Origin of the sequence: Pseudomonas sp. NY15374, from assembly GCF_048068255.1 — a bacterium.
In the GTDB taxonomy this organism is placed as follows: domain Bacteria; phylum Pseudomonadota; class Gammaproteobacteria; order Pseudomonadales; family Pseudomonadaceae; genus Aquipseudomonas; species Aquipseudomonas machongensis.
This window is the reverse complement of the sequence record NZ_JBLUPZ010000001.1, coordinates 906,114-930,883: the sequence shown is the minus strand read 5'-3', so window position 1 is coordinate 930,883 and position 24,770 is coordinate 906,114. Positions and strand designations below refer to the sequence as shown.

Annotated in this window: 19 protein-coding genes and 1 pseudogene; 12 read left to right on the top strand and 8 right to left on the bottom strand. The window is 59.1% G+C overall.

Annotation, left to right across the window (positions count from 1 at the left end):
• Positions 1–289 precede the first annotated feature (289 nt).
• The 3 genes from ACNFHO_RS04305 to ACNFHO_RS04295 all read right to left on the bottom strand — a co-directional run bounded on the left by ACNFHO_RS04305 (position 290) and on the right by ACNFHO_RS04295 (position 3,680).
• Complete coding sequence (locus ACNFHO_RS04305; RefSeq protein ID WP_416765380.1) at positions 290–1,207, bottom strand: amidohydrolase family protein; 918 nt, start codon at positions 1,205–1,207, stop codon at positions 290–292.
• A gap of 85 nt (positions 1,208–1,292) precedes the next feature.
• Positions 1,293–2,621 carry an MFS transporter gene (locus ACNFHO_RS04300; RefSeq protein WP_063544920.1) on the bottom strand — a complete coding sequence of 443 codons (1,329 nt, stop codon included), beginning with the start codon at positions 2,619–2,621 and terminating at the stop codon, positions 1,293–1,295.
• Between the two features lie 81 nt (positions 2,622–2,702).
• Entirely contained in the window at positions 2,703–3,680 is a 978-nt protein-coding gene (locus tag ACNFHO_RS04295) for a hydroxyacid dehydrogenase (protein ID WP_063544921.1), read from the bottom strand.
• Positions 3,681–3,902: 222 nt separating this feature from the next.
• Between ACNFHO_RS04295 and ACNFHO_RS04290 the strand changes: the two genes are divergently transcribed.
• A complete protein-coding gene (locus tag ACNFHO_RS04290) occupies positions 3,903–4,580 on the top strand; it encodes an RraA family protein (RefSeq protein ID WP_416765378.1) in 678 nt (225 codons plus the stop codon).
• A gap of 82 nt (positions 4,581–4,662) precedes the next feature.
• Entirely contained in the window at positions 4,663–5,889 is a 1,227-nt protein-coding gene (locus ACNFHO_RS04285; RefSeq protein ID WP_416765376.1) for an MFS transporter, read from the top strand.
• 4 nt (positions 5,890–5,893) lie between these two features.
• Here the strand turns inward: ACNFHO_RS04285 and ACNFHO_RS04280 are convergent, their stop codons facing one another.
• Positions 5,894–7,225 carry an MFS transporter gene (locus ACNFHO_RS04280; RefSeq protein WP_414155479.1) on the bottom strand — a complete coding sequence of 444 codons (1,332 nt, stop codon included), beginning with the start codon at positions 7,223–7,225 and terminating at the stop codon, positions 5,894–5,896.
• 45 nt (positions 7,226–7,270) lie between these two features.
• Positions 7,271–8,191 carry an SMP-30/gluconolactonase/LRE family protein gene (locus ACNFHO_RS04275; protein WP_416765374.1) on the bottom strand — a complete coding sequence of 307 codons (921 nt, stop codon included), beginning with the start codon at positions 8,189–8,191 and terminating at the stop codon, positions 7,271–7,273.
• A 242-nt stretch (positions 8,192–8,433) separates the two neighbouring features.
• On the opposite strand from ACNFHO_RS04275, the gene ACNFHO_RS04270 reads away from it, so the two are divergent.
• The 8 genes and pseudogenes from ACNFHO_RS04270 to ACNFHO_RS04235 all read left to right on the top strand — a co-directional run bounded on the left by ACNFHO_RS04270 (position 8,434) and on the right by ACNFHO_RS04235 (position 15,538).
• Entirely contained in the window at positions 8,434–9,426 is a 993-nt protein-coding gene (locus ACNFHO_RS04270) for an ABC transporter substrate-binding protein (protein ID WP_416765372.1), read from the top strand.
• The gene (locus tag ACNFHO_RS04265; protein WP_063544927.1) at positions 9,426–10,241 is read left to right on the top strand and encodes an ABC transporter ATP-binding protein; all 816 of its coding nucleotides are present in this window, start codon (positions 9,426–9,428) and stop codon (positions 10,239–10,241) included. Before ACNFHO_RS04270 ends, ACNFHO_RS04265 begins: the two co-directional genes overlap by 1 nt.
• Complete coding sequence (locus ACNFHO_RS04260; RefSeq protein ID WP_416765370.1) at positions 10,234–11,106, top strand: ABC transporter permease; 873 nt, start codon at positions 10,234–10,236, stop codon at positions 11,104–11,106. The genes ACNFHO_RS04265 and ACNFHO_RS04260 overlap by 8 nt, the downstream gene beginning before the upstream one ends.
• Before the next feature lie 64 nt (positions 11,107–11,170).
• Positions 11,171–12,487, top strand: a complete 1,317-nt coding sequence (locus ACNFHO_RS04255; RefSeq protein ID WP_416765368.1) for an OprD family porin — start codon at positions 11,171–11,173, stop codon at positions 12,485–12,487.
• 20 nt (positions 12,488–12,507) lie between these two features.
• On the top strand, positions 12,508–13,539 hold the full coding sequence (locus ACNFHO_RS04250; RefSeq protein WP_416765366.1) for an amidohydrolase family protein: 1,032 nt from the start codon (positions 12,508–12,510) through the stop codon (positions 13,537–13,539).
• A 51-nt stretch (positions 13,540–13,590) separates the two neighbouring features.
• Positions 13,591–13,737, top strand: a pseudogene (locus ACNFHO_RS04245) (hypothetical protein); the annotation flags it as partial.
• A 190-nt stretch (positions 13,738–13,927) separates the two neighbouring features.
• Entirely contained in the window at positions 13,928–14,623 is a 696-nt protein-coding gene (locus ACNFHO_RS04240) for an IclR family transcriptional regulator (RefSeq protein ID WP_416765364.1), read from the top strand.
• Positions 14,624–14,845: 222 nt separating this feature from the next.
• A complete protein-coding gene (locus ACNFHO_RS04235; RefSeq protein ID WP_416765362.1) occupies positions 14,846–15,538 on the top strand; it encodes a DUF3732 domain-containing protein in 693 nt (230 codons plus the stop codon).
• Positions 15,539–15,917: 379 nt separating this feature from the next.
• Here the strand turns inward: ACNFHO_RS04235 and ACNFHO_RS04230 are convergent, their stop codons facing one another.
• Positions 15,918–16,931, bottom strand: coding sequence for a ParA family protein (locus ACNFHO_RS04230; RefSeq protein WP_416765360.1), 1,014 nt, complete (start codon positions 16,929–16,931; stop codon positions 15,918–15,920).
• 153 nt (positions 16,932–17,084) lie between these two features.
• Here ACNFHO_RS04230 and ACNFHO_RS04225 point away from each other — a divergent pair, with 153 nt between their 5' ends.
• Complete coding sequence (locus tag ACNFHO_RS04225) at positions 17,085–17,849, top strand: hypothetical protein (RefSeq protein ID WP_416765359.1); 765 nt, start codon at positions 17,085–17,087, stop codon at positions 17,847–17,849.
• 273 nt (positions 17,850–18,122) lie between these two features.
• Here the strand turns inward: ACNFHO_RS04225 and ACNFHO_RS04220 are convergent, their stop codons facing one another.
• Entirely contained in the window at positions 18,123–19,058 is a 936-nt protein-coding gene (locus tag ACNFHO_RS04220; protein ID WP_416765357.1) for a tyrosine-type recombinase/integrase, read from the bottom strand.
• Between the two features lie 198 nt (positions 19,059–19,256).
• Here ACNFHO_RS04220 and ACNFHO_RS04215 point away from each other — a divergent pair, with 198 nt between their 5' ends.
• Positions 19,257–20,321, top strand: a complete 1,065-nt coding sequence (locus ACNFHO_RS04215; protein ID WP_416765356.1) for a DNA-binding protein — start codon at positions 19,257–19,259, stop codon at positions 20,319–20,321.
• Positions 20,322–20,386: 65 nt separating this feature from the next.
• On the opposite strand, the gene ACNFHO_RS04210 is transcribed toward ACNFHO_RS04215, so the two are convergent.
• Positions 20,387–24,718, bottom strand: a complete 4,332-nt coding sequence (locus ACNFHO_RS04210) for an NACHT domain-containing protein (RefSeq protein ID WP_416765354.1) — start codon at positions 24,716–24,718, stop codon at positions 20,387–20,389.
• Positions 24,719–24,770 lie beyond the last annotated feature (52 nt).

Below are 24,770 nucleotides of genomic sequence, written 5' to 3'. Positions count from 1 at the left end.
CTGGATGCTTGCCGGGCAGTACCCGCGTGGCCATGGCGCGCAACGAGACCCGTGCGCATGCGCCGATGAGTGTCGATGCGTACAAAGAGAGCCGGCGGCATCCGAGTGGATGCGGTTGCTGTGGCCCGAGCAAACCGGCCAAACCCACCCGCGCAAACCTAAACGGCTCGAAATCCAGGGCGGCGGGCCGCCCGTGGATGATCAGTCACTGACGGCACCCACCCGGGCCGCGCCACACGCCGAAATCACCTGCACGTTGCGGGTGATTGTTTGCGTGCGTAGGAAGCGCTCAGAAGCCGTACAGCTGGATGGGGTTGTCGCGCAGTATGGAAGCTCGGGTCTCTACCTTTGGCGCCCAATCCATCAAACGGTCGAGGATCATGCCATCGTCGGGCTTGCTGTTGCTGGCCAGCGTAGGGTGAGGCCAGTCGCTGCCCCACAGCATTCGGTCCGGGCGGTGGCTGATAAGCGCACTGGCCACGCGCCCGACATCTGCGTAAAGGGGGGCACCGGCTTTCGATCGCAGGTAGGGTGCCGAGAGCTTGACCCAGGCTCTGTCAGTGTCCAGTAACCGTACCAGCGATGCGTAGGCCTCGGATTTCACTCCTTCGGGTTGAGGCACATGCCCCATGTGATCGATGACCACCTTGGCGGACAGGGCCAGTAGCCGTGGCGCCACTTCGGGCAGCAGCGGGCCCGTTGCTATCTGTACGTTCCACCCTAACTCATTGACCCGTGCAGCCAGTTGCTCGAGGCCGTCGAGAGCCTGGCTGCCTACGCTGAGGTTGAAGCGGATGCCCCGCACGCCGGCTGCATGCAGTGTGGTGAGCTCCTTGTCAGTAACCGAAGTGGCCACTACGGCAACGCCCCGGGCATCCCCTCGACTGCGCAACAAACCGTCGAGCATGACGCGGTTGTCAGTGCCGTAGGTCGAGGGCGTGACGATCACCATGCGCCGGATGCCCAAGCGCTGCTGCAGTTGGCGGTAGTCCTCCAGGGAGGCATCCGGCGGTAGCAGGCTGGCGCCAGGGGCAGCGGGGATGCGGCTGTCGTACAAATGCATGTGGCAGTCGACACTGCCTGGGGGTGGCGCCAGGCGTGGCTTCGCTTCACCCTGGCTGAACGGCACACTGGCCAGCGCACCCATTGAAACGGCGGCGCCCAGCGCGCCCCCCACCTGCAAGAATTGGCGTCGAGACAAGGTCATCGGTATTCCTCGGTTTTTTGTTCTTGTCAATGAACGATGCCCACGTTCGCGAGGGAAGGTGGGCATCGGGTGCGGCAGAGGTGGCTTACTTGGCGCTGACTGCAGTGGCCACTTCAACCTGCTCGCGTTGGCGCTTGCGGCCGATCACCAACACCGCGACACCAGCCAGCGTGCACAGCGCCGCCAGCGGCATCAGCGCAAGCGCATAGCTGCCGGTGGCGTCGTGGATGGCGCCATAGGCATTCACCATCAGGCCGCCACCGATGAGGTTGGCCATGGCGCCAACAGCCGCCAATCCGGCAGCGGCGGTAGACGAAGACAACCAGCCCGAGACCAGTGCCCAGAACGGACCTTTCATCGAATAAGCACCCACCAGCACCATGGTCAGCATGACGACGGTGGCCGCCAGCGATGAGGTGAACAGGGTCATCAGCAGGCCGGCAGCGATCAGCAACATGGTCATCGCGGTATGCCAGCGGCGCTCGCCGGTGCGGTCGGAGCTGCGTCCCCAGATGATCATCACCACCGAGGCAATGCCGTACGGGATGGCATTGACCAGGCCGATCTGCATGGCGCTGAGGCCAAAGGTTTTAAGCAACTGCGGTGCCCACACGCTCATCGTGCTACCTGCCGCGGAAGCCCCCGAATAGATGAGCGCAAGCACCCAGATATCCTTGTGGCGCAGCAGTTTCCACAGCGAGATATGGCCAATGGCAGTTTTCTTCGAAGCTTCTTCAGCCAAGCGGTTGGTCAGCCAGCCGCGTTGCTCGTCGCTCAGCCACTTGGCCTGTTCAGGGCGGTCAGTCAGCACGAACAGGCAGGCGATGCCCAGCAGCACTGCCGGAATGCCTTCGAGAATGAACAGCCAGTGCCAGCCGCGCAAGCCCATCCAGCCATCCAGGCTCAGCAGCAGGCCGGACAGCGGCGAGCCAATGAAGTTGGCGGCCGGGATCGCCACCATGAACAGCGCCACCATGCGTGCGCGGTAGGCAGACGGCAACCAGTAGGTGAGGTAGAGCAGCACGCCCGGGAAGAAGCCGGCCTCGGCCGCGCCCAGCAGGAAGCGCATGACGTACAGCGAGTTGGCACCCTGGACGAATGCCGTACCTGCGGAAATCAGGCCCCAGGTGATCATGATCCGGGCAATCCAGATCCGCGCGCCATACCGCTGCATGGCCAGGTTGCTGGGCACTTCGACCAGGAAGTAGGCAAAGAAGAACAGGCTGCTGGCGAAACCGAAGACCTTGGCCGTGAGTTGCAGATCCTGGTTCATCTGCAAGGACGCCATGCCGATGTTGCCGCGATCGATGATCGCGATGAGGTAGCAGACGATCAGAAAGGGCAGCAGGCGCCATGCAACACGGCGCATGGTGCTGCGTTCGAGGTCATCCACTGTGGATGTAGCTGAAATCATGATGCTCTCCAATTGTTTTTTTTCTGGAGTGACGCGGGGTAAAAGCGCCCCCTCTCGCGAAGCGGCGCGAGTGGATTGCAATCAGCTGTCGATCAGGTGGCGGTTGACCACGCAACGCGGATCCAGGGCATTGCCCGCCAGGACTTCGAGTACCTGCCTCACACAGACCAGGCCTACACGGTCACGTGCCTCTGAGGTGTTGGCACCGACGTGCGGAGTAGCGACCAGGGTAGGCAAGCCCCACAGCGGGCTATCGGCAGGTGGCGGCTCGGGATTGAAGGTGTCCAGGCCGGCACCGGCGATGCGGCGTTCGCTGAGCGCTTTCACCAGGGCGTTGGTGTCGATCAGCTCGCCGCGGGCGGTGTTGATCAAGATGGCGCCTGGCCGCATGCGCTCAAGCTGGGCAGCGCCGATCAGGTTGTGGTTGGTCTCGGTCAGCGGGCAATGCAGGCTGATGATATCGCTTTCAGCCAGCAGGCGATCGAAATCCTCTTCCCGCTCGACATGCAGGCGTGCCGGCAATTCCTTCAGGTAAGGGTCAAACACCTTGACCTTCATGCGCAGCGGTGCGACCAGCTCCATCAGGATACTGCCGATGGAACCCAGGCCAACCAGACCCAAGGTCTTGCCCGAAAGCTCGATGCCGTTGGCCGACGCCTTGTCCCAGTGCCCGTCGCGCATGCGCGCATCCAGCAGGGCAGTCTGCCGGGCGACGCTGAACATCAGGGCAAAGGCGTGCTCGGCCACCGACTGGGCGTTGGCGCCCACTGCGATCGATACCGGAATGCCGTGCTCGGCAGCTGCCTGGATATCGATGGTGTTGTAGCCGACCCCGTGCTTGGCGATCAGTTTGAGTTTTGGCGATGCCTCGATCATGGCGCGAGTCAGTTTGCCCTGACGCACCACGATGGCATCGGGTTGCTCCGCGCGAATGATGGCTTCCAGCTCGTCTTCGGGCAGGTAGGGCGTAGTGGGGACGATCTTGACGCCGTGCTGGGCGGCAAGGTTCATGGCTTCGGCCGCAAGGGCAGGGCCGGTCAGCAGAATGGTATGGGACATCATGGATACCTTGTTCTTATCAGGGCAGTGCGCTGCCACTTGGCGGCGATGACGAAACCCTAGCATAATGAAATGGTGTTGCAAGAAATTTAGTCATGCATCCTATATCACCCTTTGAATGGCGATAAAAAATAAATTGCGCTGGGTAGAATGAAATGCAATTCTAAAAACAGATTCGGCAACAGTCGATGACATCGAATAAAACCAAGAGAGGTAGGTCACATGAGCATTGGCTTCCAAGTGCTTGAGCGCGCACGCAAAGTCGGCGAGGAATGGGTTCGGCGATACCGCGAGGTTCCGGTTGCCAACGTCAGCGATTCGATGAATCGCATGACCGCAGGTGGTGCCCGCCTGCGTCCAATGCACCGAGAAGGCGTGCTATGTGGCCCGGCCCTGACAGTCAAGGCGCGCCCAGGGGACAACCTGATGCTGCATTACGCGATCGACATTGCGCAGCCTGGCGACGTGATCGTGGTCGACGCAGGGGGTGACCTGACCAATGCCCTGATCGGCGAAATGATGGTGGCCTACGCGGTCAAGCGCGGTGTGGCGGGTATCGTCATCAACGGTGCAATCCGTGATGCGGCCAATATCGGTGCTGGCGACTTCCCGTTGTTCGCTGCGGGTGTTTCGCACCGTGGTCCATACAAGGACGGCCCGGGCGAGATCAACGTGCCGATCGCCATTGATGGTATGGTGATCGAGCCGGGTGATCTGGTAATCGGTGATGACGATGGCTTGCTGTGCGTGCCTTACGACCATGTAGCAGAGGTTTATGCGGGGGCTACTGCCAAGCACGCTGCCGAAACTGTCCAGATGGAAAAAATTGCCCAAGGCACCAATGACCGCACCTGGGTCTTGGAGTCCTTGAAGAAAAAAGGCTGCCTGCTGCCAGGCTGATCCTGCCCGACGGTGCCCTTGCGATGGAGGGCACCGTGACGATGGATCGGTACCGGGTGCGGGCCTATGAGGATTCGCAGACTTGTCCGATTTATCGTCGCCACATCGATCGAACTGGCCTAAGGCCGTCAGGGCGCTCGCCCACCGTAATTTCCAGATCTATTTCGCCGGCCAGGGTGTGTCCACGCTCGGCAAGTGGGTGCAGCAGGTAGCATTGGCTTGGCTGGCCTATCACCTGACGGGCTCGGCCGTGCTGCTGGGTCTGATAACCTTTCTTTCGCTGGCGCCACAATTGTTGATCGGCCCTTTGGCCGGTGCGTGGATCGACCGCCACGACAAGCGCCGCCTGTTGATCATCGTACAGCTGATTCTGATCCTGCAGTCGCTGGTGCTGGCTGTGGCGACTTGGCAGGCTTGGGTCGACGGGGCTTTCATCGCCAGCATGGCTCTGCTGCTGGGCCTGCTCAACGCCCTGGAAACGCCGCTGCGCCAGGCGCTGATCGGCAGTTTCGTCGACGACCCGGCCGATCTGCCCAATGCTCTTGTGCTCAACGCCATGTTGATCAACGCGGCGCGGTTCGTGGGCCCTCCGCTCGCTGGCGCGCTGATTGCCTTCGCTGGGGAGGCGGTCTGTTTTGCGCTCACAGCGATGGCGTTCATGGCGCTGTTGGGGGGCTTGCTGAAAGTGCGGGGCACTGCAGGCCCCAAGGCCAGCGGCTCAACCGCAGAGGTGTTTTGCGAAGGCATGCTCTATATGTGGCAGACCCAAAGCGTGCGCCAATTGCTGATCAACGTCATCATGGTCAACCTGCTGGCATCCTGCTACGCGGCGCTCTTGCCGATCCTGGCCAGGTCGGTGTACGCCGGCGATGCACGCGTACTGGGCTGGTTGTGGGGCGCGGCGGGTGCCGGTGCCTTCGTAGCGACACTGGTGCTGGCGATAGGCGGCGCCTTGCCGCGGTTGCGCCAGTTCACCGATGCCGGGGCGCTGTCATCCGCGGTGGCGCTGGTCGGTTTGTGGTTGGCAGGGAATCTGCCGCTGGCACTGCTGGCGCTGGCCGTGTTGGGCTTTGGCATCACCCTGAGTAACGTCAGCACCAACATGCAGCTACAAAGCGGCGCGCCCAGCCACTTGCGCGGCCGGGTCATCGCTTTCTACATTGCAATGCGCTTTGGTTTCGAGGCGCTCGGTGGCTTGGCTGCTGGTCTGATCGCCGCCCGCTGGGGCGCGCCGGTGACCTTGGCAATCGCCGGCGCGGTATTGGCGGCGGGGCTGCTGGCCCAGTTCGGCCTGCATCGCCGCAAATGAGGGTTCAGGCGACTTGGCCGTGGCCGTGCGACGTCTGACGCTTGGCAGGGTCGCCCAGCCAGAGCATAAGGCAGGTACCAATCATCAGGATCGAGGCCACGGCGAAGAACGGTAAGGTGAAGCTGTGCGTGGCATCCTTGATCAGGCCGATCAGAAACGGCCCGGTAAAACCGCCCAGGTTGCCGATCGATACGATCATCGCCAAGCCGCCAGCCGCGGCGCGACCGGTGAGGAAGGTGGACGGTATTGCCCAGAACGTGGCCTGGAAGGACAGGATACTCGCCACCGCTATGCACAGACTGGCGATCTTCAATAGCGGCTGGTCGATCAGCGCGGCAGCTACCAGGGCTACAGCGGCTGTGGCCAGTGCGCCGACCACGTAGGGCAGGCGATGCTGGCTGCGGTTCGCCAGGCGTGCCCATAGCGTCATGGCCAGGGCGCCGAGCAGGTAGGGCAGTGCCACAACGAAGCCGACCACTCCGCTGGCGATCCCCAGGCTTTTGATGATCTGCGGCAGCCACAGGCCGATACCGATGGAGCCGACGATGCAGCAGAAGTTGATGGCTGCCAGGGTAAACACCTTTGGGTTGGTCAGCGCGGCGCGCAAGGTATTGCCATGCGAGGCACCGATCGCCTGCTGTTCCTCGGCCAGACGCTGACTCAGCCAGGCTTTTTCACGTGGCTTCAACCATTTGGCCTTGGCCGGGCTGTCGACCAGCACGAACAGGCAGGCGATACCCAGCAATACCGCCGGCATCGACTCGGTGACCAGCAGCAACTGCCAGTTCTTCAGGCCCCAGACGCCGTGCTGTTCCATCAGCCAGCCGGACAACGGCGAACCGACGATATTGGCCACCGGAATCCCCAGCAGAAACGCCGCGGTAGCTTTTGCCCGCCATTTGCCCGGGAACCAGTAGGTGAAATACAGGTACACACCCGGCGTGAAGCCCGCCTCGGCCAGGCCCAGTAGGAAGCGCGCAATACTGAAGCTGACAGGCCCGGTGGCGAACGCCGTGGCCATGGAGATCAGCCCCCAGGTGATCATGATCCGTGCAATCCAGACACGTGCGCCAAAGCGTTGCATCAGCAGATTGCTGGGGATCTCGAACATGAAGTAGCCGAAGAAGAACAGCCCTGCCGCCCAACCGAACATCGTTGCGGTCAGGCCCAGGTCCTGGTTCATGCTGATGGCGGCAAAGCCAACGTTGGTGCGGTCCAGATAGCTGATCACGTAGCAGATGAAGATGAACGGCACCAGGCGCCACAGGACGCGGCGCATGAGACGTTCGCCCTCGGCGTCGCTAAGCGGCGCCTGGGTAGTGGTTTCGTGGGTCATGTCGTCACTCTTTTGTAGTTGTTGTGTGCGCTGACAGGCGCGGGTTCAGCTGTGGGAGTACATGGCCAGCCCAGGGGTGGTGGTACGGACCTGGAGGATGCTGCCGGTCTCGGATTCGGTAATGAACAAGGTCTGGCCGTCTTCACCGCCAAAAGCCAGGTTGGTATTGCTGATCCCTGCGCAGGAAACGATACGTTGCAGTGGCTCGGCGACTTTCGACAGCTTCCACACCGAGCCGAAGCCGGTGTGCGCGATGTACAGGTTGCTTTGCGCATCCAGCGCCAGGCCATCAGGCCCGCCCAAGCCGCCATGCAATTGGGCGAACACCCCGACCTTGCCGACGATCGACCCATTCCCCAGAGGGATGCGCCAGATCTGTTGCGCGCGGGTCACAGCTACTAGCAGATGATTCAGATGAGGGTCGTAGACGATGCCGTTGGGGCTTGGAATGGTGCCCAGCAGGCAAGTCAGATTGCCTTTGGCATCGAGCTTGTACACGCGGCCAGTGGCATCCTGCAGGCCGGTCTGGCCTTGGTCGGTGAAATACATGTCGCCGTTGGGCGCGAACACCAGATCGTTGACGCCCTTGAAGCCTTCGGAGCCTGCCGAGTCGAGCAGTGCCTCGATAGCACCGGTCTGCGGGTCGAGCAGCATGATGCCGCGCTTGTAGTCGGTGATGAAGATGCGGCCGTCCTGGTGGATCTTCAGGCCATTGGGCCAGCCATCGTATTGACACACCAGCTCCCATTCGCCTTGTGGCGAAATGCGGAAGATCCGTCCATTGGGGATATCGGTCACGTACAGGCGACCTTGGCGGTCGAAGGAGGGCCCCTCAAGGAACGAGTCGATGGCACGGCCTTGACGATTGGCATTGGCCCAGCTTGTCGGGCGCGGGTCGCGAAAGCGCTCGGGCAAGCGGGTGAAAACACGGGTTTCAACGGTCGGCGGGGCAGCGAAAAAGCTCATGGGCGCTCCTGGCGGGGAGGGACGCACGCGCGTCCGAATTGTTTTTCTTTTCTTTTTTACTGCAATGCCGTTGCAAAATAAACCATGACGATAGGAAATGCGATTGATTTTGCCCGTTTAAACTGGCTATTGACGAACGGTGCATGTTTATGACCTTCTGTAAAGGAAATGGCGTTCTAAAATAATAACAAGTGGAGTTTGCTATGTACCTAAGCCCATGGCGCAGGCTGTGCCATCCTCGTTTGCCCCTGAAAAGCCTCTCGATTGCCCTTGGTCTGGCTGCAGTCTGCGCGACGGCGCAAGCCGAGCAAGACCGCGTTACCCTTGCCATCCAGTACGGTTATGCCTACTTGCCGGTCACGGTCGCCGACAAGCTGGGTATGTTCCGTCAGCAAGCCAAGGCGCATGGGCACCCGAACGCGGACTTCGAAATCAAGCGCATCAGTGGTGCCCCGGCAATCAATGACGCGCTCATCAGCGGCAATGTCGATATTGGCGGCTATGGTTTGTCCGGGACGTTGATTGCCTGGGAGAAGACGCGTCGCTCGCTGGATGTCAGGGCTCTTTGCGCGCTGGTGGCCGGGGACAACGGCCTGTTCGTGAATGACCCGGCGATCAAGTCACTGGCCGACTTCAAGGCCGATGACAAGATCGCCGTTAGCTCGCCCAGCGGACAACAGGCCCTGCTGCTGCAGATGGCCGCCGAGCGTCAGTTTGGCCCCGAGCAGATCCACAAGCTGGACCGCTTGATGGTCAGTCTTCCTCACCCCGACGCGACTTCCAGCCTGGTGAACAAAGCCGGCATCAAGGGCTACATCGGCCCCAACCCATACAGCTATCAGCTGGCCCAGGATCCCAGGGTCAGCAAGCTGTTCGACTTCTCTTCGGCGCTCGATATGCGCATGACAAGCGGCGTACTGACCAGTACCGGACGCTTCGTCGAGAACAACCCGCAGTTAAGCGCTGCTGTGGTGGCGGCCATCGATGAGGCCAATGCCTACATTCGCAGGGAGCCGCGCAAGGCAGCGGAACTGTTTTTGGCCAGCGAGCCGTCAAGCCTGTCGCTCGATCAGGTCGAGGCTATGTTGCGACAGGTCAGTGGTGAGTGGTCGGTGCAGCCGACCGGGGTCATGGCCCTGGCCGATTTCATGGTGCGGTCCGGTGCATTGAAAAAGGCCCCCGACGATTGGCGTGCGGTGTTCTTCGCCCCTGTTGCCGACGGGGAGGGTAGCTGATGAGCCTGGTGTCCCCGACCGCCTTGCCCGCGCAAGCCAGCGCACGCGCGCTGCTGAATGTGGACAACGTCACCTTGCAGTACAAAACACGTGATCAGTTGATCACCGCGACCCATCACGTTTCGTTTGACGTGCAGCGCAACGATCGCTTCGTCTTGCTGGGCCCTTCAGGCTGCGGCAAGTCGAGCCTGCTCAAGAGCGTCGCCGGGTTTGTCGAGCCGGTGGCTGGCCAGATCTGCCTTGATGGGCAGGTGGTCCGCGAACCTGGCCCTGATCGCATGATGGTATTTCAGGAATTCGACCAACTGATGCCCTGGAAAACGGTCATTGCCAACATCATGTTCCCCATGCAGGTCACCGGGCGCTTCCCACGCAATGAAATTGCCGAGCGGGCGGCGCGCGCAGCCGCCAAGGTTGGCCTGGAGAAGTTCAGGGACGCCTACCCGCACCAGTTGTCGGGCGGGATGAAGCAACGGGTAGCCATTGCCCGCGCCTTGGCGATGGAGCCGGCCATGTTGCTGATGGACGAGCCGTTCGCCGCGCTGGATGCGCTGACCCGCCGGCGTATGCAGGAGGAATTGCTGGAGTTGTGGAATCAGGCCCCGTTCACCTTGATGTTCGTCACCCACTCGATCGACGAGGCGATCGTGCTGGGTACCCGAGTTCTCGTGCTGACCCCGCACCCGGGGCAGGTTCGCGCCGAACTCGACGCCAGCGCTTTCGGCTTCGCCGACCAGGGCAGCAAGGCCTTTGGCCAACTGCACCAGCGCATCAGCCACATGCTCTTTGGTCACAGTGAGACTGCCCATGAATAAGCCTGTCATCCTGCCACGTGCCGATTTCGAATACGCACCGGTTCCACCCGGTCAAGTGGGCGATGTCGCCAGGCGACTGGGCATGTTCGAGCGGCTGTTCGCACATACCGGGGTACGCCGGGCGCTGGTGCTCGTGGTGTTGGCCGTGCTCTGGGAGGCCTACGCCCGTTACCTGGACAACCCGCTGATGTTCCCGACTTTCAGCGAGACGGTGCAGGCCATGACCCAGGACGTGTTCAATGGTGTCCTGCCGCTGGCGGTAGTCAGCTCGCTCAAAGTGCTGTTGATGAGTTACGCACTGGCCATCGCCCTGGCGGCGGTACTCACCTCACTGGCGGTTTCGACCCGGCTCGGTACCGATGTGCTGGCCACCTTGACGGCGATGTTCAACCCACTGCCAGCCATCGCCATTCTGCCGCTGGCCATGCTGTGGTTTGGCTTGGGCATCCAGAGCCTGATGCTGGTGATCGTGCATTCGGTGTTGTGGGCGGTATCGCTCAATACCTATTCGGGTTTCCAGTCAGTCAGCCAGACCCAGCGCATGGCTGGGCGCAACTACGGCTTGCGCGGCTTGCGCCTGGTCACGCGCATCCTTATTCCAGCTGCGGTGCCATCGATCCTGGCAGGCCTGAAGATTGGATGGGCGTTTGCCTGGCGTACCTTGATTGCCGCCGAACTGGTATTCGGCGTTTCCGGTAATTCCGGCGGCCTGGGTTGGTATGTGTTCCAGCATCGCAATGCGCTGGAAACGCCACATGTATTTGCCGGCCTGCTGATGGTCATCGTCATCGGCCTGGTCGTCGAAGGCCTGGTGTTCCGCAGCATCGAACTGGTCACAGTACGCCGGTGGGGCATGCAGGGCTAAGTCTGCGTCAATTCCAATAACAAGAAACAGGCACCCGTACTCGGGTGCCCAGGGAACCTTTGTCTTGAAATCCTCACGTTCTTTCTGTGGTTTTGCACTTGTGGCCAGTGCTGGCCTCCTGACGCTGCCTGCGCGAGCGGATTTTCTTACGGATAGCCATGCCAACCTGGCGATGCGCAATTTCTACTTCAACAGCGATAATCGGGATGGCACCGCCCAGCCGTCGAAGACCGAAGAGTGGGCGCAGGGCTTTCTGCTCGACGTGCGCTCCGGATTCACCGAGGGGACAATCGGTGTTGGCGTGGATGCGACCGCCATGCTGGGTATCACCCTGGACAGCGGGCGTGGTCGGCACGCGGGCAGCACGATGATCCCTTCTGCTGGTGAACATGCAGCGGACCAGTGGGGCAGTGCGGGTGCGACCCTGAAGCTCAAGGCGAGCAAGAGCGAGCTGCGAGTGGGGCAATTGATGCCGAAGATCCCCGTGCTGGTAGCCTCTGATGGCCGGGTGCTACCGCAAACCTTCCAAGGCGCGCAGTTGCAGTCAAAGGAGTTCGAAAACCTGACCCTGGTAGGGGGTGCACTCAACCGCGCCAGAGGCCGGGCGTCCACTGACCTGACGGGAATGGCCGTGAGTGGCGGTACGCAGGAAAGCGACCGGTTTTATTTTGCCGGCGCGGACTATCGTGCTAGCGATGCCCTGATGCTGCAGTACTACGTCGGTGAGTTGCAGGATTATTACCAGCAGCATTTCGCCGGCCTCAATCACACACTGGCGCTCGCTGACGATAGCTCGCTGACCTCCGACCTGCGCTACTTCCGCACCCGCTCGGACGGTGCTAACGGCAGTGCGTCGGGACGGGCGCGAGGCTATACGGTCGGCGGCTATACCGCCAATGGCGACGGCGAAATCGACAGCGACCTGTGGAGTGCGGCATTTACCTACCGCCTGGGTGGCCATTCGTTGATGCTGGGTTACCAGAGTGTTTCCGATAACAGCAACTTCGTGCAGATCAACCAAGGGTCGATCGACAAGGGCGCCGGTGGCAGCAGCTTGTATCTGTGGACCGACAAGATGCTTCTGAGCTTCACCCGTGCCGGCGAGCGTACCGGCTTCGCGCAATACGGCTATGACTTCACTGCGCTGGGCGTGCCTGGGCTCAAGGCTTCGGTGATGTACCTCAAAGGGGAGCATATACAGACCGCAGGTGGCGCCGAGCAGTCGGAATGGGAGCGGGATTTTTCCCTCGACTATGTGATCCAGAGTGGCACCTTCAAGGGCCTGGGAGTGGCCTGGCGCAACGGCAAGTCCCACAGCGAAGCGGCCCGTAATGGTGACCAGAATCGCCTGATCGTCAACTATACCGTGGCATTGTTCTGAGCCAGTAGCAGGAGCTGACCATGCATTCCCCCCATGCCCCGGTTCGACCGGAGTGGCTTGCCCAGGTAAGTGAAGCAGCCTTGGACCCCGAAAGGGCCATCATTGACGCCCACCACCATCTGTGGGATCGGCCCGGTCAGCGCTACATGATGGAGGATTATCTGGCCGACATGGCCTGCGGACATCGGCTGGTGGCCTCGGTGTATATCCAGTGCCGTTCGATGCTGGCCGTGGACCGTCCGGAGCCGTTCCAGGCGGTGGGGGAGGTCGAGTACGCCAACGGTGTGGCGGCGTACAGTGCCAGCGGAGTGTTAGGTGACGTACGGCTGTGCCAGGCCATCGTGGGTGGCGCCAACCTGTTGCTGGGCGATGCCGTGGCGCCGGTGCTCGACGAAATGCTCCAGCGTGCCGGCCCGCGCCTGCGCGGTATCCGCAATACAACGGCCTGGCATGCAGACCCAAGGCTGGTGTCCAATCCCAAACCACCGCCTGCAGGCATTCTGCTGGAGCCAGCCTTCCAGCAAGGGCTTGCCCAGCTTCAGCAGCGTGAGTTGGTGCTGGATATCTGGGCCTACCATACCCAGCTCGGCGAGGTACTTGAGGTGGCCCGGTCATTCCCGGAACTGGTCATCGTTGTTGACCATCTGGGCGGGCCGCTGGGTGCCGGGCCTTATGCAGGCCAGCGTGAGCAAGTGTTCGCGCGCTGGTCGGCTGACCTTCGGCAGTTGGCGCAATGTGCCAACGTGCGGTTGAAGCTGGGAGGACTGGGAATGAAAGTGTCAGGTTTCGATCACCACATCGCCTCACAGCCGCCGGGGTCGGCCCTGCTGGCTGCGTTGTGGCGGCCATACCTGCTGCTGGCCATAGAATGCTTCGGTGTAGAGCGCTGCCTGTTCGAAAGCAACTTTCCCGTCGACAAGGGCATGTTCGGCTACGGCGTGCTATGGAACGCATTCAAGCGTGTGGTCGCGGACTTTACCGATGCCGAGAAAGACTGGCTGTTCAGCGGCACTGCTCGGGCAACTTACAAGATTGCAGAGGGGAGGGCCTGACCGCGCACTCAGGAGCGGCAAAACGATGCCGGCCGTCCGGCGGGTAGCATTCGTGTCGAGAGCGCCGATGCGTTGCTGCCGCTGCTGGATCACTGCATCTCCAACCCGGGTGTGCATGTGATCGACTGCCCGGTTGACTACAGCGAGAACGACCGTATTCTCAACACCGAGCTACGCGCCCGCGCCCTGGCGGTGTAATCGCAGCGCGGCGCAGCTCCGGTCCGTAACAGCCGTTCTACCCGTTGCCAGCAGGCGCAATCATCGGCCTGCTGGCATTTTTGCGTCTGCGAGGCGCATCTGCAGTTGGCCACAGCCAAGCCATTGTCTGATAATGGGCGCTTTCTGCCCGTGCGTACCTTCAGGGCACTCTTCATGTGAGGTTTTGCAAATGGTGAAAGCGCGACCGCGTCCAGCGGTAAATGGCGTGGCTTCGGCAGACCGAGTCCTGACCGTGCTAACAGCGTTTCAGATCGGCGATTCAGCGCTGAGCCTGGTCGAGTTGGTGGAACGCACCGGGCTTATCAAGAGCACGATCATGCGCTTGATGGTTTCGCTCGAAAATCATGGCTTCATCACGCGCATGGCCGACGGCCGCTATCAGTTGGCGAGCGAGGTGATGCGCTTGAACGCTGTGTATCAGGAAGCGCTCGATCTGGAACGACACGTCATGCCACGGTTGCATCACCTGGCCGAACAGTCGGGGGAGACCGCCTCCTTCTATGTGCGCCACGGCGCCTACCGCATGTGCCAGTATCGGGTGAATTCTTCTCATCGGCTGCGGCTCATCATGCAGCCTGGCGATATGCGCCCGATGGACGAGGCTGCGGGTGCGCAAGCTCTGCGCGCGCCGTATGAGGTGGGCATTGCGCTGCAAAACCCTTTCTATTCCCAAGGGGCCACGGATCCCCACGCCGCCTCCATGGCTCTGCCGATCTATGGCGCTCAAGGCGAGACCATGGGGGCGCTGGTCATTTCCGGGCCCGCCAGTCGCTTGACCGAAGAATGTGCGCAAAACCTCAAGCAGATGTTCTTCGAAACAGCGCGCGACCTCATGCGCAGCCTTGGCTGCAAGGCCGCAGGCTGACGCCAGACCTGGTCCTGTGTCGGCGGCCGTCTTGGCGTTGGAAACCAGTTGCCCATCTAGTCGGAACGTTTGCCAGCGCAGGTTCTGGTTGAACGTCCAGCCGTTGGCGAAGCGTTGCGCCAGGTGTAGCCGACGCGGTTCATCACCCCGTGGTACGGGGCGCAGGCGGGTCATTTTTGTCTGGGAGTGCCATCACTAAGCCCGATACCCGAAACCAAACGGTTGGACAGCCTGGCTCAGTACCATTCTCACTTACTGGGCAAGGTATCCCAGTTTTTGGAAATGAACCCGGCAACTCCTTTGGCGGGCCCGGATCTGAACGTCCTGCGTGAGCAGATTCAAGGCCTGGAGGCCTTGGTAAACGGTGCAGCTAAGCAGGTGTTGTTGTCGCGGGCTGAGCGCAAAGTCTCCCAGTATCTGTCTGCTGCGTTTGCAGAGCTCCCTACGGTCGCACCATGCATCGGCGCTGATCTGGAGTTTTCGTCGAAACCGCCGGATGTAGCGATTATCGAAGACCGTTCCGAGGCTGTATTGCGGTTGCCGGATGCTGGGTCAGATGAGAACTACCTGGCCATTCACATCGCTCTCTCTTTTGCTCTTCAGAAATACCTGGAAGAAATCGACGCCCCGGTACCAGGGTTCCTGGCGTTCGACCAGATCAGCCGACCTTATTACCCCCAGCGGGGAGATGAGTCGAACATCGAGGAGAATGAAGAGGTCTCGGCGATGCGCCGGCACTTAGACTTCCTGTTCAATAGAACAGCTGCCCAGGAAGGGCTTCAAGTGCTGCTGATTGAGCACGCCTACTTCGGGGATGACCCTCGCTACGTCGCCGCCACCCGCAAACGGTGGAACAGGGAGTCAGAGGATGCCCTGATTCCCCATGAATGGCCGAAAAGGGCAGACTCGCTCTAACGAGCCGGTGCAGGTCAGGTGCCAAACCCTAGACTGGATGGACGCAACGAGATGGAGCCCATAGAGATGGGCTCCTTCGCTGCTACCTAGGCTCTGTCTGAAATATCTCATTTACCATGCTGTTACCCCGCCCCAGGCCATGTACGAGCTGGCCTAAAGCACCAGAACACACAAGTACCTTTCGTTTGGCAGCAAAACCACTCACAGCCCGCGAGACCTATTAAATCCTGTGGGACATCGCCTTGGTGCAGCCGGGGAAAAACTAAGCAATAGCTTAGATTCTCTAACCAACCGTGATAAAAACCGCAAAAACTAAGGTAAACCTTAGTTTTTAGATCCCGATCTTAGGTAGTGGGTTCGGGGCTACGTTTTGCCTACATTAAGCTGGTTGCCGACGGGGAGCAGAGGTCTTCTCCACTAGCTCCAAAAGCCCTGGCAAATCCATTCTTCCGATCTCCAGTTGCAGCGCGTAGCTCTCTACGATTCTGCCACCTAACTTGTTCAGCGCCGCGTCGAGTAGTTGGTAGTGATGGTGGTGCTGATCTTCATCCTGCCAGTCGCTGAGCATGTCGCGTGGAATAGGAGGCGAAGTCGAGACTGCTTGCGGGATGAAGTAGGGGTAGAAAATCTCGCTCTCGATATCCAGGCCTGCCCGGGTGACCACGGATGCAAAGCTCAGAGACATGGTACGCGGCCGGTGTACGATCCACTTCGGAGCATGTAAAGCATCTCCGTCGATAAAGCGCTTGGTCGCCCGCACATCGAGGCTGCTTTCCAGGTCAGCAGGGATGAGGTAGAGGTCAGGACGGAAGCGATCCAGGAAGCCTTTGGGATCTACCTTGGGGGGCGCACTGCTGTCATGCGGTGAAGGCCATACAAAAGAGTCCGACGCTAGATGGTTCGACACATCCACGAGTACGATTTCCCCGAGAGACGGCCTATATCCGAGGATTTTTTCAGGACTCAGATTAGGACATTTGATCCACAATGGTTCGAGTAGCTTGGGGACAATTTGGGCTCGTCCCCGTGCGTCCTCGTACTCTGCATACATGTATGTGGTCTTCATGTGTAGCGACTTTGCTGTGGCCGCCAGGTTCATGCAAAGGCTGGTCACACCTGTGCCTCCTTTGGGGTTGACCACGGCGATAATGAGCCCGTCTTTGGGCAGCTCCACCATAGGTTGGATGTTGGCACCAACCTTCGAGCGCACGAGCTCTGTGATCCAGCCCATGAGGAATGGATCGACAGGATTTGTTCCGTTCAGCCAGCGGCTTATCGTTTCCGGTGCCGTCCGCTTGTCATCCTCCCGCAAGGCGCTGACTCGCTCTGCCAACGCCACGCCCGTCAAGTCGAGGTATTGCATTGCCTGCTTAAGAAGTGCTGCATTGGACATAATATTGATCCTTGGTCAATTTGTTACTAGTCGTATTGACCATAGATCATGTCTTCAAAAGCGCTAGGGCGATTTCGCTGCTGCGGTAAGGAGCCTGTTCACGTGGATGGGTGGCATACTGGTGGCCCCGAATAAGGACGATTCAGGTCACCAATGATCCCTACACTAGATCCCGCTCAAATTTCGCTGTTCCAGCATCTGAACAAAATTCCTCCTAGACCTTGGGTGGGAGCGTCGCCTTACGATTGGGCGGAATCAGTAAAGCCAGGGCTCGGGCGTCATCATGGCTTGGCGAAGACACCTCTTTCCCGAGCGGCGTTGAGATCGCTTTGGGCGAGCCCAGCGTTTTCAGTGGAAAACTGTTTCCTCAGCACCATGGCTTGGGGTGGGATGCAAAGAGGTAACGGACGCAGGATTTGGGCCGTTCGCGGTGACTGCCTCACCCTCTGTACCGCTTTACGGACAGGTCAGCATACCCGGGCATCTGGATTTGACGCTTTTCTAGCGCTCAGGGGGAAGAAGCTGCTACCAGGGATGGGCCCTGCGTATTTTACCAAGATCCTGTTTTTTGCATCGCCGCTTCAGGACGCATACATCCTGGATCAATGGACGGCTCGTAGCATGCACATCTTGAGTGGTCAGGGCCGGTATCCGGCTGTGCGCAAAGATTACATGTCCGCGTCCAAGGTGCTACGTCACAACGCCCCCGGCATGCTCCGATTGATCGTGGATGACAAGGTGAGCTCTGCTGATTACGTAGATTACTGCAATCAGGTAGATAGCTTGTCGACAAACCTGGGATGGCATGCTCATCAGACTGAAGAGCGGTTGTTCAGCAGCGGGGGCAGGGCGCCGCATCCGTGGCGTAACCAGGTCATGACGGCTTGGAAAGGGGCAGGTTGGAATTTCTATCCCTAACCTAGCTTGAGAGTGCTCATGTCCGCTTGAAAAAACGGGGGCACCCTCGGCTCTAATGCTGGAGTTTGGACGGTCAGTCCGCCAACCCGTAACGGTAGAGCGCTCACCCTGACGCGGTAACTTGAGCTACCGCCCGACGAACCACGCTAGGTTGTAGAGCATGCTCGTCGGCAGTTGTTACCGAGTCGCTAAGGCATCACATCTGGCTGACGGTTGGGTGTCGCCTGGTTTAACTATTTGAGCCGCATAGGCGCCAGAGGGGTCAGTTGGGCGTCAGTACCCATGCTGAGCTTTGATTGCTAGGTGGCCAAAAGAGACGCTTGAGTCCACATAGCGCAGCGCAGACTTCATATCCTTCCAGCCGACATAACCCATTAGTGCCTTGATGTCCCAGCCATTGGCCGATGCCCAGGTCGCAAAACCCCGACGCATCGAGTGGCTCGTGTAAAGGGCCTCCGGCAGGCCCGCTTCTTTGAAGATCCTACGGAGCAGCGGGATCAGGCTATGAGGCTGAATGGCTTTACCTGAGAGATTTCCCCAGCGGTCAATCCGCTGGAACACGGGCCCATTGGTGAGTCCGGCAACAGTGATCCAGTTGATGTACGCCTCCACAGGGCAAAGCTTCGTCAGCGCCGGCGTTTGAAAGGTCTGCCCCTCATGTGCGCGATCACCTTTGGTGTATGGCAAATAAAAGCTGATCACTTCGCCACTTGATGCCTCAGTGTTTTCGACGGTTAGCCTGGTGAGCTCGTCGCCACGGAATCCTCGCCAAAACCCAATAAGCACAATCGCCACCGATCGGCGGTGGCGAACAAGCGATTTGTAGTCACCTCGCTCATGAGCGGCCGCTGCTTCAGCCTCCAGCCAATCGATTGCCTGCTCCAGGTGCCTGATCAGCAGCGGGGCAGCCTGTCTGACCTTGGCAGGGTGCACAACCCTGATGCCCTTGATCATCTGGCGCACGTTCGGAGATTTAGTCGGATCGGGAAAGCCCTGTGTGATATGCCACTGCGCTAATGCCGCCAAGCGTTGCTTGAGCGTGTTGAGTGACAGCTTATCTGCGTATTCCGCGAGATAGCGGACGATTCCATCTGCTGTCGTAGGGAGATAGCCACCCCAGGTTACCTCGAAGTGCTCAATCGCAGCCCGGTAGCTCTTACGCGTGTTTTCCCGGGTACCCGCCTGTAGGTATCGATTCGCCTTGTCCATCTCGCTTGACCTTGAAGTCGGTGTGTTCGCGCCGCGAGCAGGGTATCTGGACGCTCAAATAACGGAATGGGGTTTCTAGAAGCCATAAGGCTCCATTATAGGTTCCTAGGCTCTCCTCGTAAAATCAGCTAAAATTTCAATATCGTGTCACGTAATTACATGACATGTAACACAGTACGAAATCGTAGGAGTGGATCCATGGCTCGGGGTGGAATCAACAAAGCGCTGGTGCAAAAGGCGAGACAGGCCTTGCTAGCCAAAGGCATGCACCCGAGCATCGACAGCGTGCGGGTAGAGCTCGGAAATACGGGCTCCAAGTCCACGATTTCTCGCTATCTGAAAGAGCTGGATGCGGCTGAGCGTCCGGTCATCGAGCTACGCGACCGCATAGGCAGTGCGCTGAAGGCGAGTGTTGAGAGCCTTCTTGACCAAGTGATGGAGGAGGGCAGTCAGGCGTTGACTGTCGCCCAGGCAAAGTTTGATGAACAGGTTCGTGATCTTGAGGAGCGCAACCAACGCTTGGAGGGCGAGTTCGCGACGCTAAAGCAGCAATTCGAGGCTCAACAGTCGGCCTTGGAGGCTCAAACTGCGGCGCTCCAGGTGAGTGAAACGTCCCTGCGTGAAGAGCTTGGCCGTAATGCTCAATTGAACCAGGCGCGTGATGACCTTGAGCGTCGTATCCAGGAACGGGATGAACAGATTCAAACCCTAGAGGAAAAGCATGTTCATGCTCGTAACGCCCTTGAGCATTACCGCGAAGCTACAAAAGAGCAACGCGAGCAAGACCAGCGTCGCCACGAAAGCCAGCTTCAGCTAGCCCAAGGGGAATTGCGTCAGGTTAGAGAATCACTCGTGGTCAAACAGGATGAGCTGACACGTTTGAGTCGAGACAACGAGCGCTTGATTGGCGAGGCACGCCAACAGGCAAAAGCCCTGCACGCGCAAAGCGATAAGGTGGAGCTCCTCACCAACCAGGTTCAAGCCTTGACGCTATCCGATGCACGGGCCGCTGCGATAATCGAACACCATAAGACCCAGGTAATGGAGCTCAGGGAGGAGGTCAAAGCGCTCAACATTTCCGCTGCTCTGGCCGCGAGTCGTGAAGGTGATCTAACGCGGCGCTTGCTCGACCTAGAGGCTCAACTCGAATGGCAGGACGCCGAGCCAGCAGAGCCCTCTGCTGGAGAGCTGCAGCAGGAGTCTGCCGCCCCCACACAGGACGTCCCCAAACCACCCGTGAAGCCTTCCAGGCGAAACCGGTAGAACCTAGGGTGGTCTGCTGAGGCCAGTTCTGCTCTCGCCCCCGAACCACTCCCAGTTCTGAAGCCTCATCCGGCATCCGATAAAGGCGTGAGGTTTGTTCTTCCCGCTTCCATATCTATGACCACCACATCAATCTGAGATCGCAATGCTTCCGGCAGGCACTCTATCAAGGCTTGCCGCATGGCCTCAGGGGTGCGGGGAGTGGGGACGCCCGAGGGCGGAGCCTGCAGTCTTTTCCCTGTGTTGGACGGCAGCTCCCCAAACCAGAACACCAGATAAATCCCGCAGCCATGCGAGCGCCAATCAATTAGATAGCGATCATGCAATTGGTGGATTGCACCTTGCCAAACCTCGTCATGCCACTGGCACTTGATCTCAATTGGCAGCTGAAGGTCACCGCAGGCGAACGCGAGATCCACTCGCTTGGACTTGGGCATGTCGGCCTCCGTGAGCTCCCGGATACCGAACTGCTCCAGCTCTGGGCTGATGAGCATGGCAAAGCGGTCTCTGCAGATGTTCTCAATGTAGGGCACACCATTGTCGCCCCAGAACATGCTTACCCGATCAAGGTCATCACCCAACAATTTTTTCTGAATCACGGAAAGCTCATCGAGCACCAGTGCTCTGAGATCGATCATGTTTGTCGGCGGCCCCTCACGAAGCAGAGCACTCAAAGCACACGGCTGAAGGGGAGCGAAGTCTTCCTCTGCGCGCTTCTGCCGCTGCTCGGCCGCCATATGTAAAAGATCTAGGGTATAGCTGTCCTCCGGCTCTGCAATCAGCTCCTGCAGGGCTTCAATTGCCTCGATCGAGGTGTCGTCTGCGAGCCGCTGGATCATTGATCGAACGAAACTGGCAGCCTCAAAAGGAGATTGATTTCCGTCACTTACCCACGGCCTGTTCTGGCGCGGCCAGGATCCTCGAAAATTGGATACGATCCATTTGACTTGAGCGGTATCGAGTACACGCTTTTGCCCTCGGCGCTCTCCGGGTACAAGCCTAATGATGGGCCAAATGAAATCCGGGTGGTCTTGGCGAATTACCGCAAGAGCCTCCCTGGATTCATTGAAGCTGACCAGAAAATCTACGGCCCGCCACACGAGCATCCTACTGACGGAGCTGAATTCAACGCCCGAGTAAAGCTTCGCGATCGCGCCCATCTCGTGCAGATGTTCTGGTGTGACCAAGAGATGGATCATCCTGTTCTCAACCGATTCTCCCATCACGAGTTGGTCGCTGAGCCAAACCGCAGAAAGGTGAGCAGCTGTTGCATGCCACTGGGGTTGGTAGAAGATTGCATTCATCGCTGAGATTTGTGGCTTACCAGCCTTGATGCAGGGCTCAAGGCAAAGCCAAGCGAAGTCATAACGACTCAGGGTGTCTCGCCTTGGCAAGTCATGGTTGCCAAATAACTCGTTTTCGAGAGCTTCGCACAGGGACGAAAGGTTGTCGGGGACGAACGCTATCTGATTGTGTAAGCAAGCAATCAAAGCGGATAGGAGTACGGGCGTTGGGATGTCTGGGAAATCTCTACCCGCGCGCAGCCTAGCCAGTAATCCGGCAACCATAGGGAAGCAGTAATTCCACACCTTCTCCTCAGCAGGACTGTGAGCCACATCATGGGGAGACGGAAGGTCATCGCGGTGTAGCACGGCTTCAAAGCCTACAAGGGCATCCTCGGCGAACTCGGCACCAAGCCACGCCGTGAGGGCCTCAACTGAGTTAAGGTGCATGTCGTGAACGTCGTGCTGGCCCAGGTAGTATCTGGCCGCAGGGAGTATTTCCCGCAGATCGCCATTTCGCAGAGCTGAACGGTTCTGAAAATAGTGATCACTATCGGCTGCATACTGAACGCGGAGCGCTTCTAATCGCTCCGCCTGTCTCAATTCTCTTCGAATCGCAAGCTCGGATTTGACTGGATTTTCGAGCGTGTAGACGTAGGCCTCCAGCTCAGGGTCATCCCGTTGAAATTTTCGACTGACAGCTCGAACATCAGGGTCAAACGTGCGATTTCTACACGCTATCAACATCAAATCACGCCATTGCGCCCGGGCTTTCTCATCCTGAGTGCTAAAGAGGGCCAGTTGCTCCAGAAAAAAGATCAAGTCGGACTTGCGGCTTGCAAGCCCCAAAAGGCGATCCTCCAGATCACAATTCTGTGACCAGACAGAACTGGCAGGCTCCAGATCATGCAGTACATATTGCTGGACGGCACGCCTGAGGTCGTCGGCATTGTCGAGGTGAGCGTTGAGTGTTTTCCTCTCTGGTACATCGTAAAGATCAAGCCGATGCATAGCGCCTAGCCAGTTCCAGAGAAGCGCTGCATCTTCTGCGCAGGTGGTGAGTACGTTTTCAGCGATAACCCGACTTATAAGCAGCGCGATGAGACCGACCAGGTAGCCTGGTGGCTCAGTCTCACTGATGTCGACCGGCATGCATTGCTCAGTGAGCAGGCTCAGCAGCTTTGGAATCCTAGTGAGAGCCAGTTTTTGGCTGAACGGTAGCCAGTACAATCCGCCAGATGTCCGTGAGGATGCTCTGGGCAGCGCACAAACATATAGCCCTGAGCACGCCAGGATATTCGTGGCAAGAAGCTCATCGCTTACGTCAAAGTCAGTAGCCTCGATAATGAACAGCGCAAGCTCGAACGACACGTCAGTGTAGGGCTCATGTAAGCGTTCAATCATGCTCTGCCGGCGTACCCGGTCACAGGCTGGCAGTAGCGCCTGCACCGCATGCTTGCGCTCTGAAAAAGCATAACGATCCGAGAACACCACGCCGTTAAGCGCGTCTTCGAGCGACCTGGCTAGCGGAGTACCATTGATGCCCTCGATCAGAAGGGCCCTTAAGTGAACATTGCTGTCCGGCGATGTAATGATCGTCTCGATTTTGCTTGCCAAGTGCTCATGCATCAGGCCACTGGCCTTATGACTGCCCCAGTCATGGGATCTAAAAAAAGGATCTGTTTGTGGCAGGGATGAAAGCGCGTCGAGCATGCTTTGAGCTTGCTCTGCCGTGAGGTTCGCCGTCTCGCCATACCGCAACACGCCATATGGATCGGCTGCAATCACCGCAGATGACATAGCTGGGCTGTGGTAAGACAACCACGCGTGCAGACCTCGCAAACTCGCAGGCACGCTGCCGCCGATGCGAAACTGAGCGAGCACTCTCTTCTGTGCTTGAGTGGTTCTTGCGACCTTTGACAGCCATCGCGCGCCGAGAAATTCTGCGACCACGCGGTGCATGGGCTTTGCCCGTTCCGGGCCAACAGTCTGGAACAGCTTTGAGGAAAAAACCGCTTCTGCGGCTTCCGCCTCAGGCAGCTCGCTGAGCTCTGCAAGCCTGACATCCCCTACTACGAGATGATTAGGGCCGGAGCGACTGATCGCGTCCCCGCTCGCGAGCAGCAATCCTGCGCAGAGAGCCCCAGCGGCCGAAAGCGCTTGCTCTTCAGAAAGAAGGCCAAGCGCGCCGTCAGTACGGTGAGGGTCATGCTCAGGCCAGAGTAGAGTGCACACCCGTTCAAAGAGGCCCGCACGTGTAGCAGGGAGAGTCCTGTCAGCAACAGCGACTTTGCCAATGAGGCTAAGAGTCAGAGGATTCTGGTAGAGCTCGGAGATCCCTTGATCCTCCAGGTGATCAAGGACGTGATTCACATCGAGCTCTGGATAGAGCTGGCGCATGAAAGCAAAGGCATCCAACCTCGTAAACGCTTCGATGGTTAGGATGCTGGGCTCTGAGCCATAAATTTGCGACAGGTTCACAACATTGCGTGACTGCCATTCTCTCGACCTGCAGCAAAGGATGAAGTCGGGATGCCCGGCATCCTCAAGCTTCCCTAACACCATATCCACAGCATCGCTATCCCGCCGCGCCATGGCTTCGTCGAGCCCATCTATCAACAGAGGTTTACCAGGAAGATGAAAACGCCCTGGGTTGCCGCTGGCGATGAACCGTTGCGCGGTGATTGGCCGGACGTCTAAGCGCCGTCCTAATTCCCCAATCAGCTGGCTTTTACCCATGCCCGGCTCCCCCAATATAACCTTGGGGCCTGCAATGGCAAGAAGACCACCCTCATCAACTATGGCTGGACAGCCCGATGATTCGTTGTTTTCAAGACGTAGATGGCGAGAGAAATACCGCGCGTTTGTCACGTTTGAACAGCTCCATGCTTGCCCGGCGGCGCTCGACGTCGGCGGATGCGTAGAGAGCATCATAACTTCCGCTTTCCGGGAAATCAGCTTTGAACTCGAAGGGTAGGGAAGACTGAAGTTAGCCGCCATGCCATTGCCCGCAACGCTGTCCAGGACATCCGGAGTGCGCAGCCCGGGAAGCCTGGAGGGCATTAAACGTTTACGTGCGTAGAGGGCGCCGGGTGTACATAACAGCAGGCGCATGATCACAGACCTGGATCAGTGCTTGGTCGCAGTATTCGCCAACGCGATACCA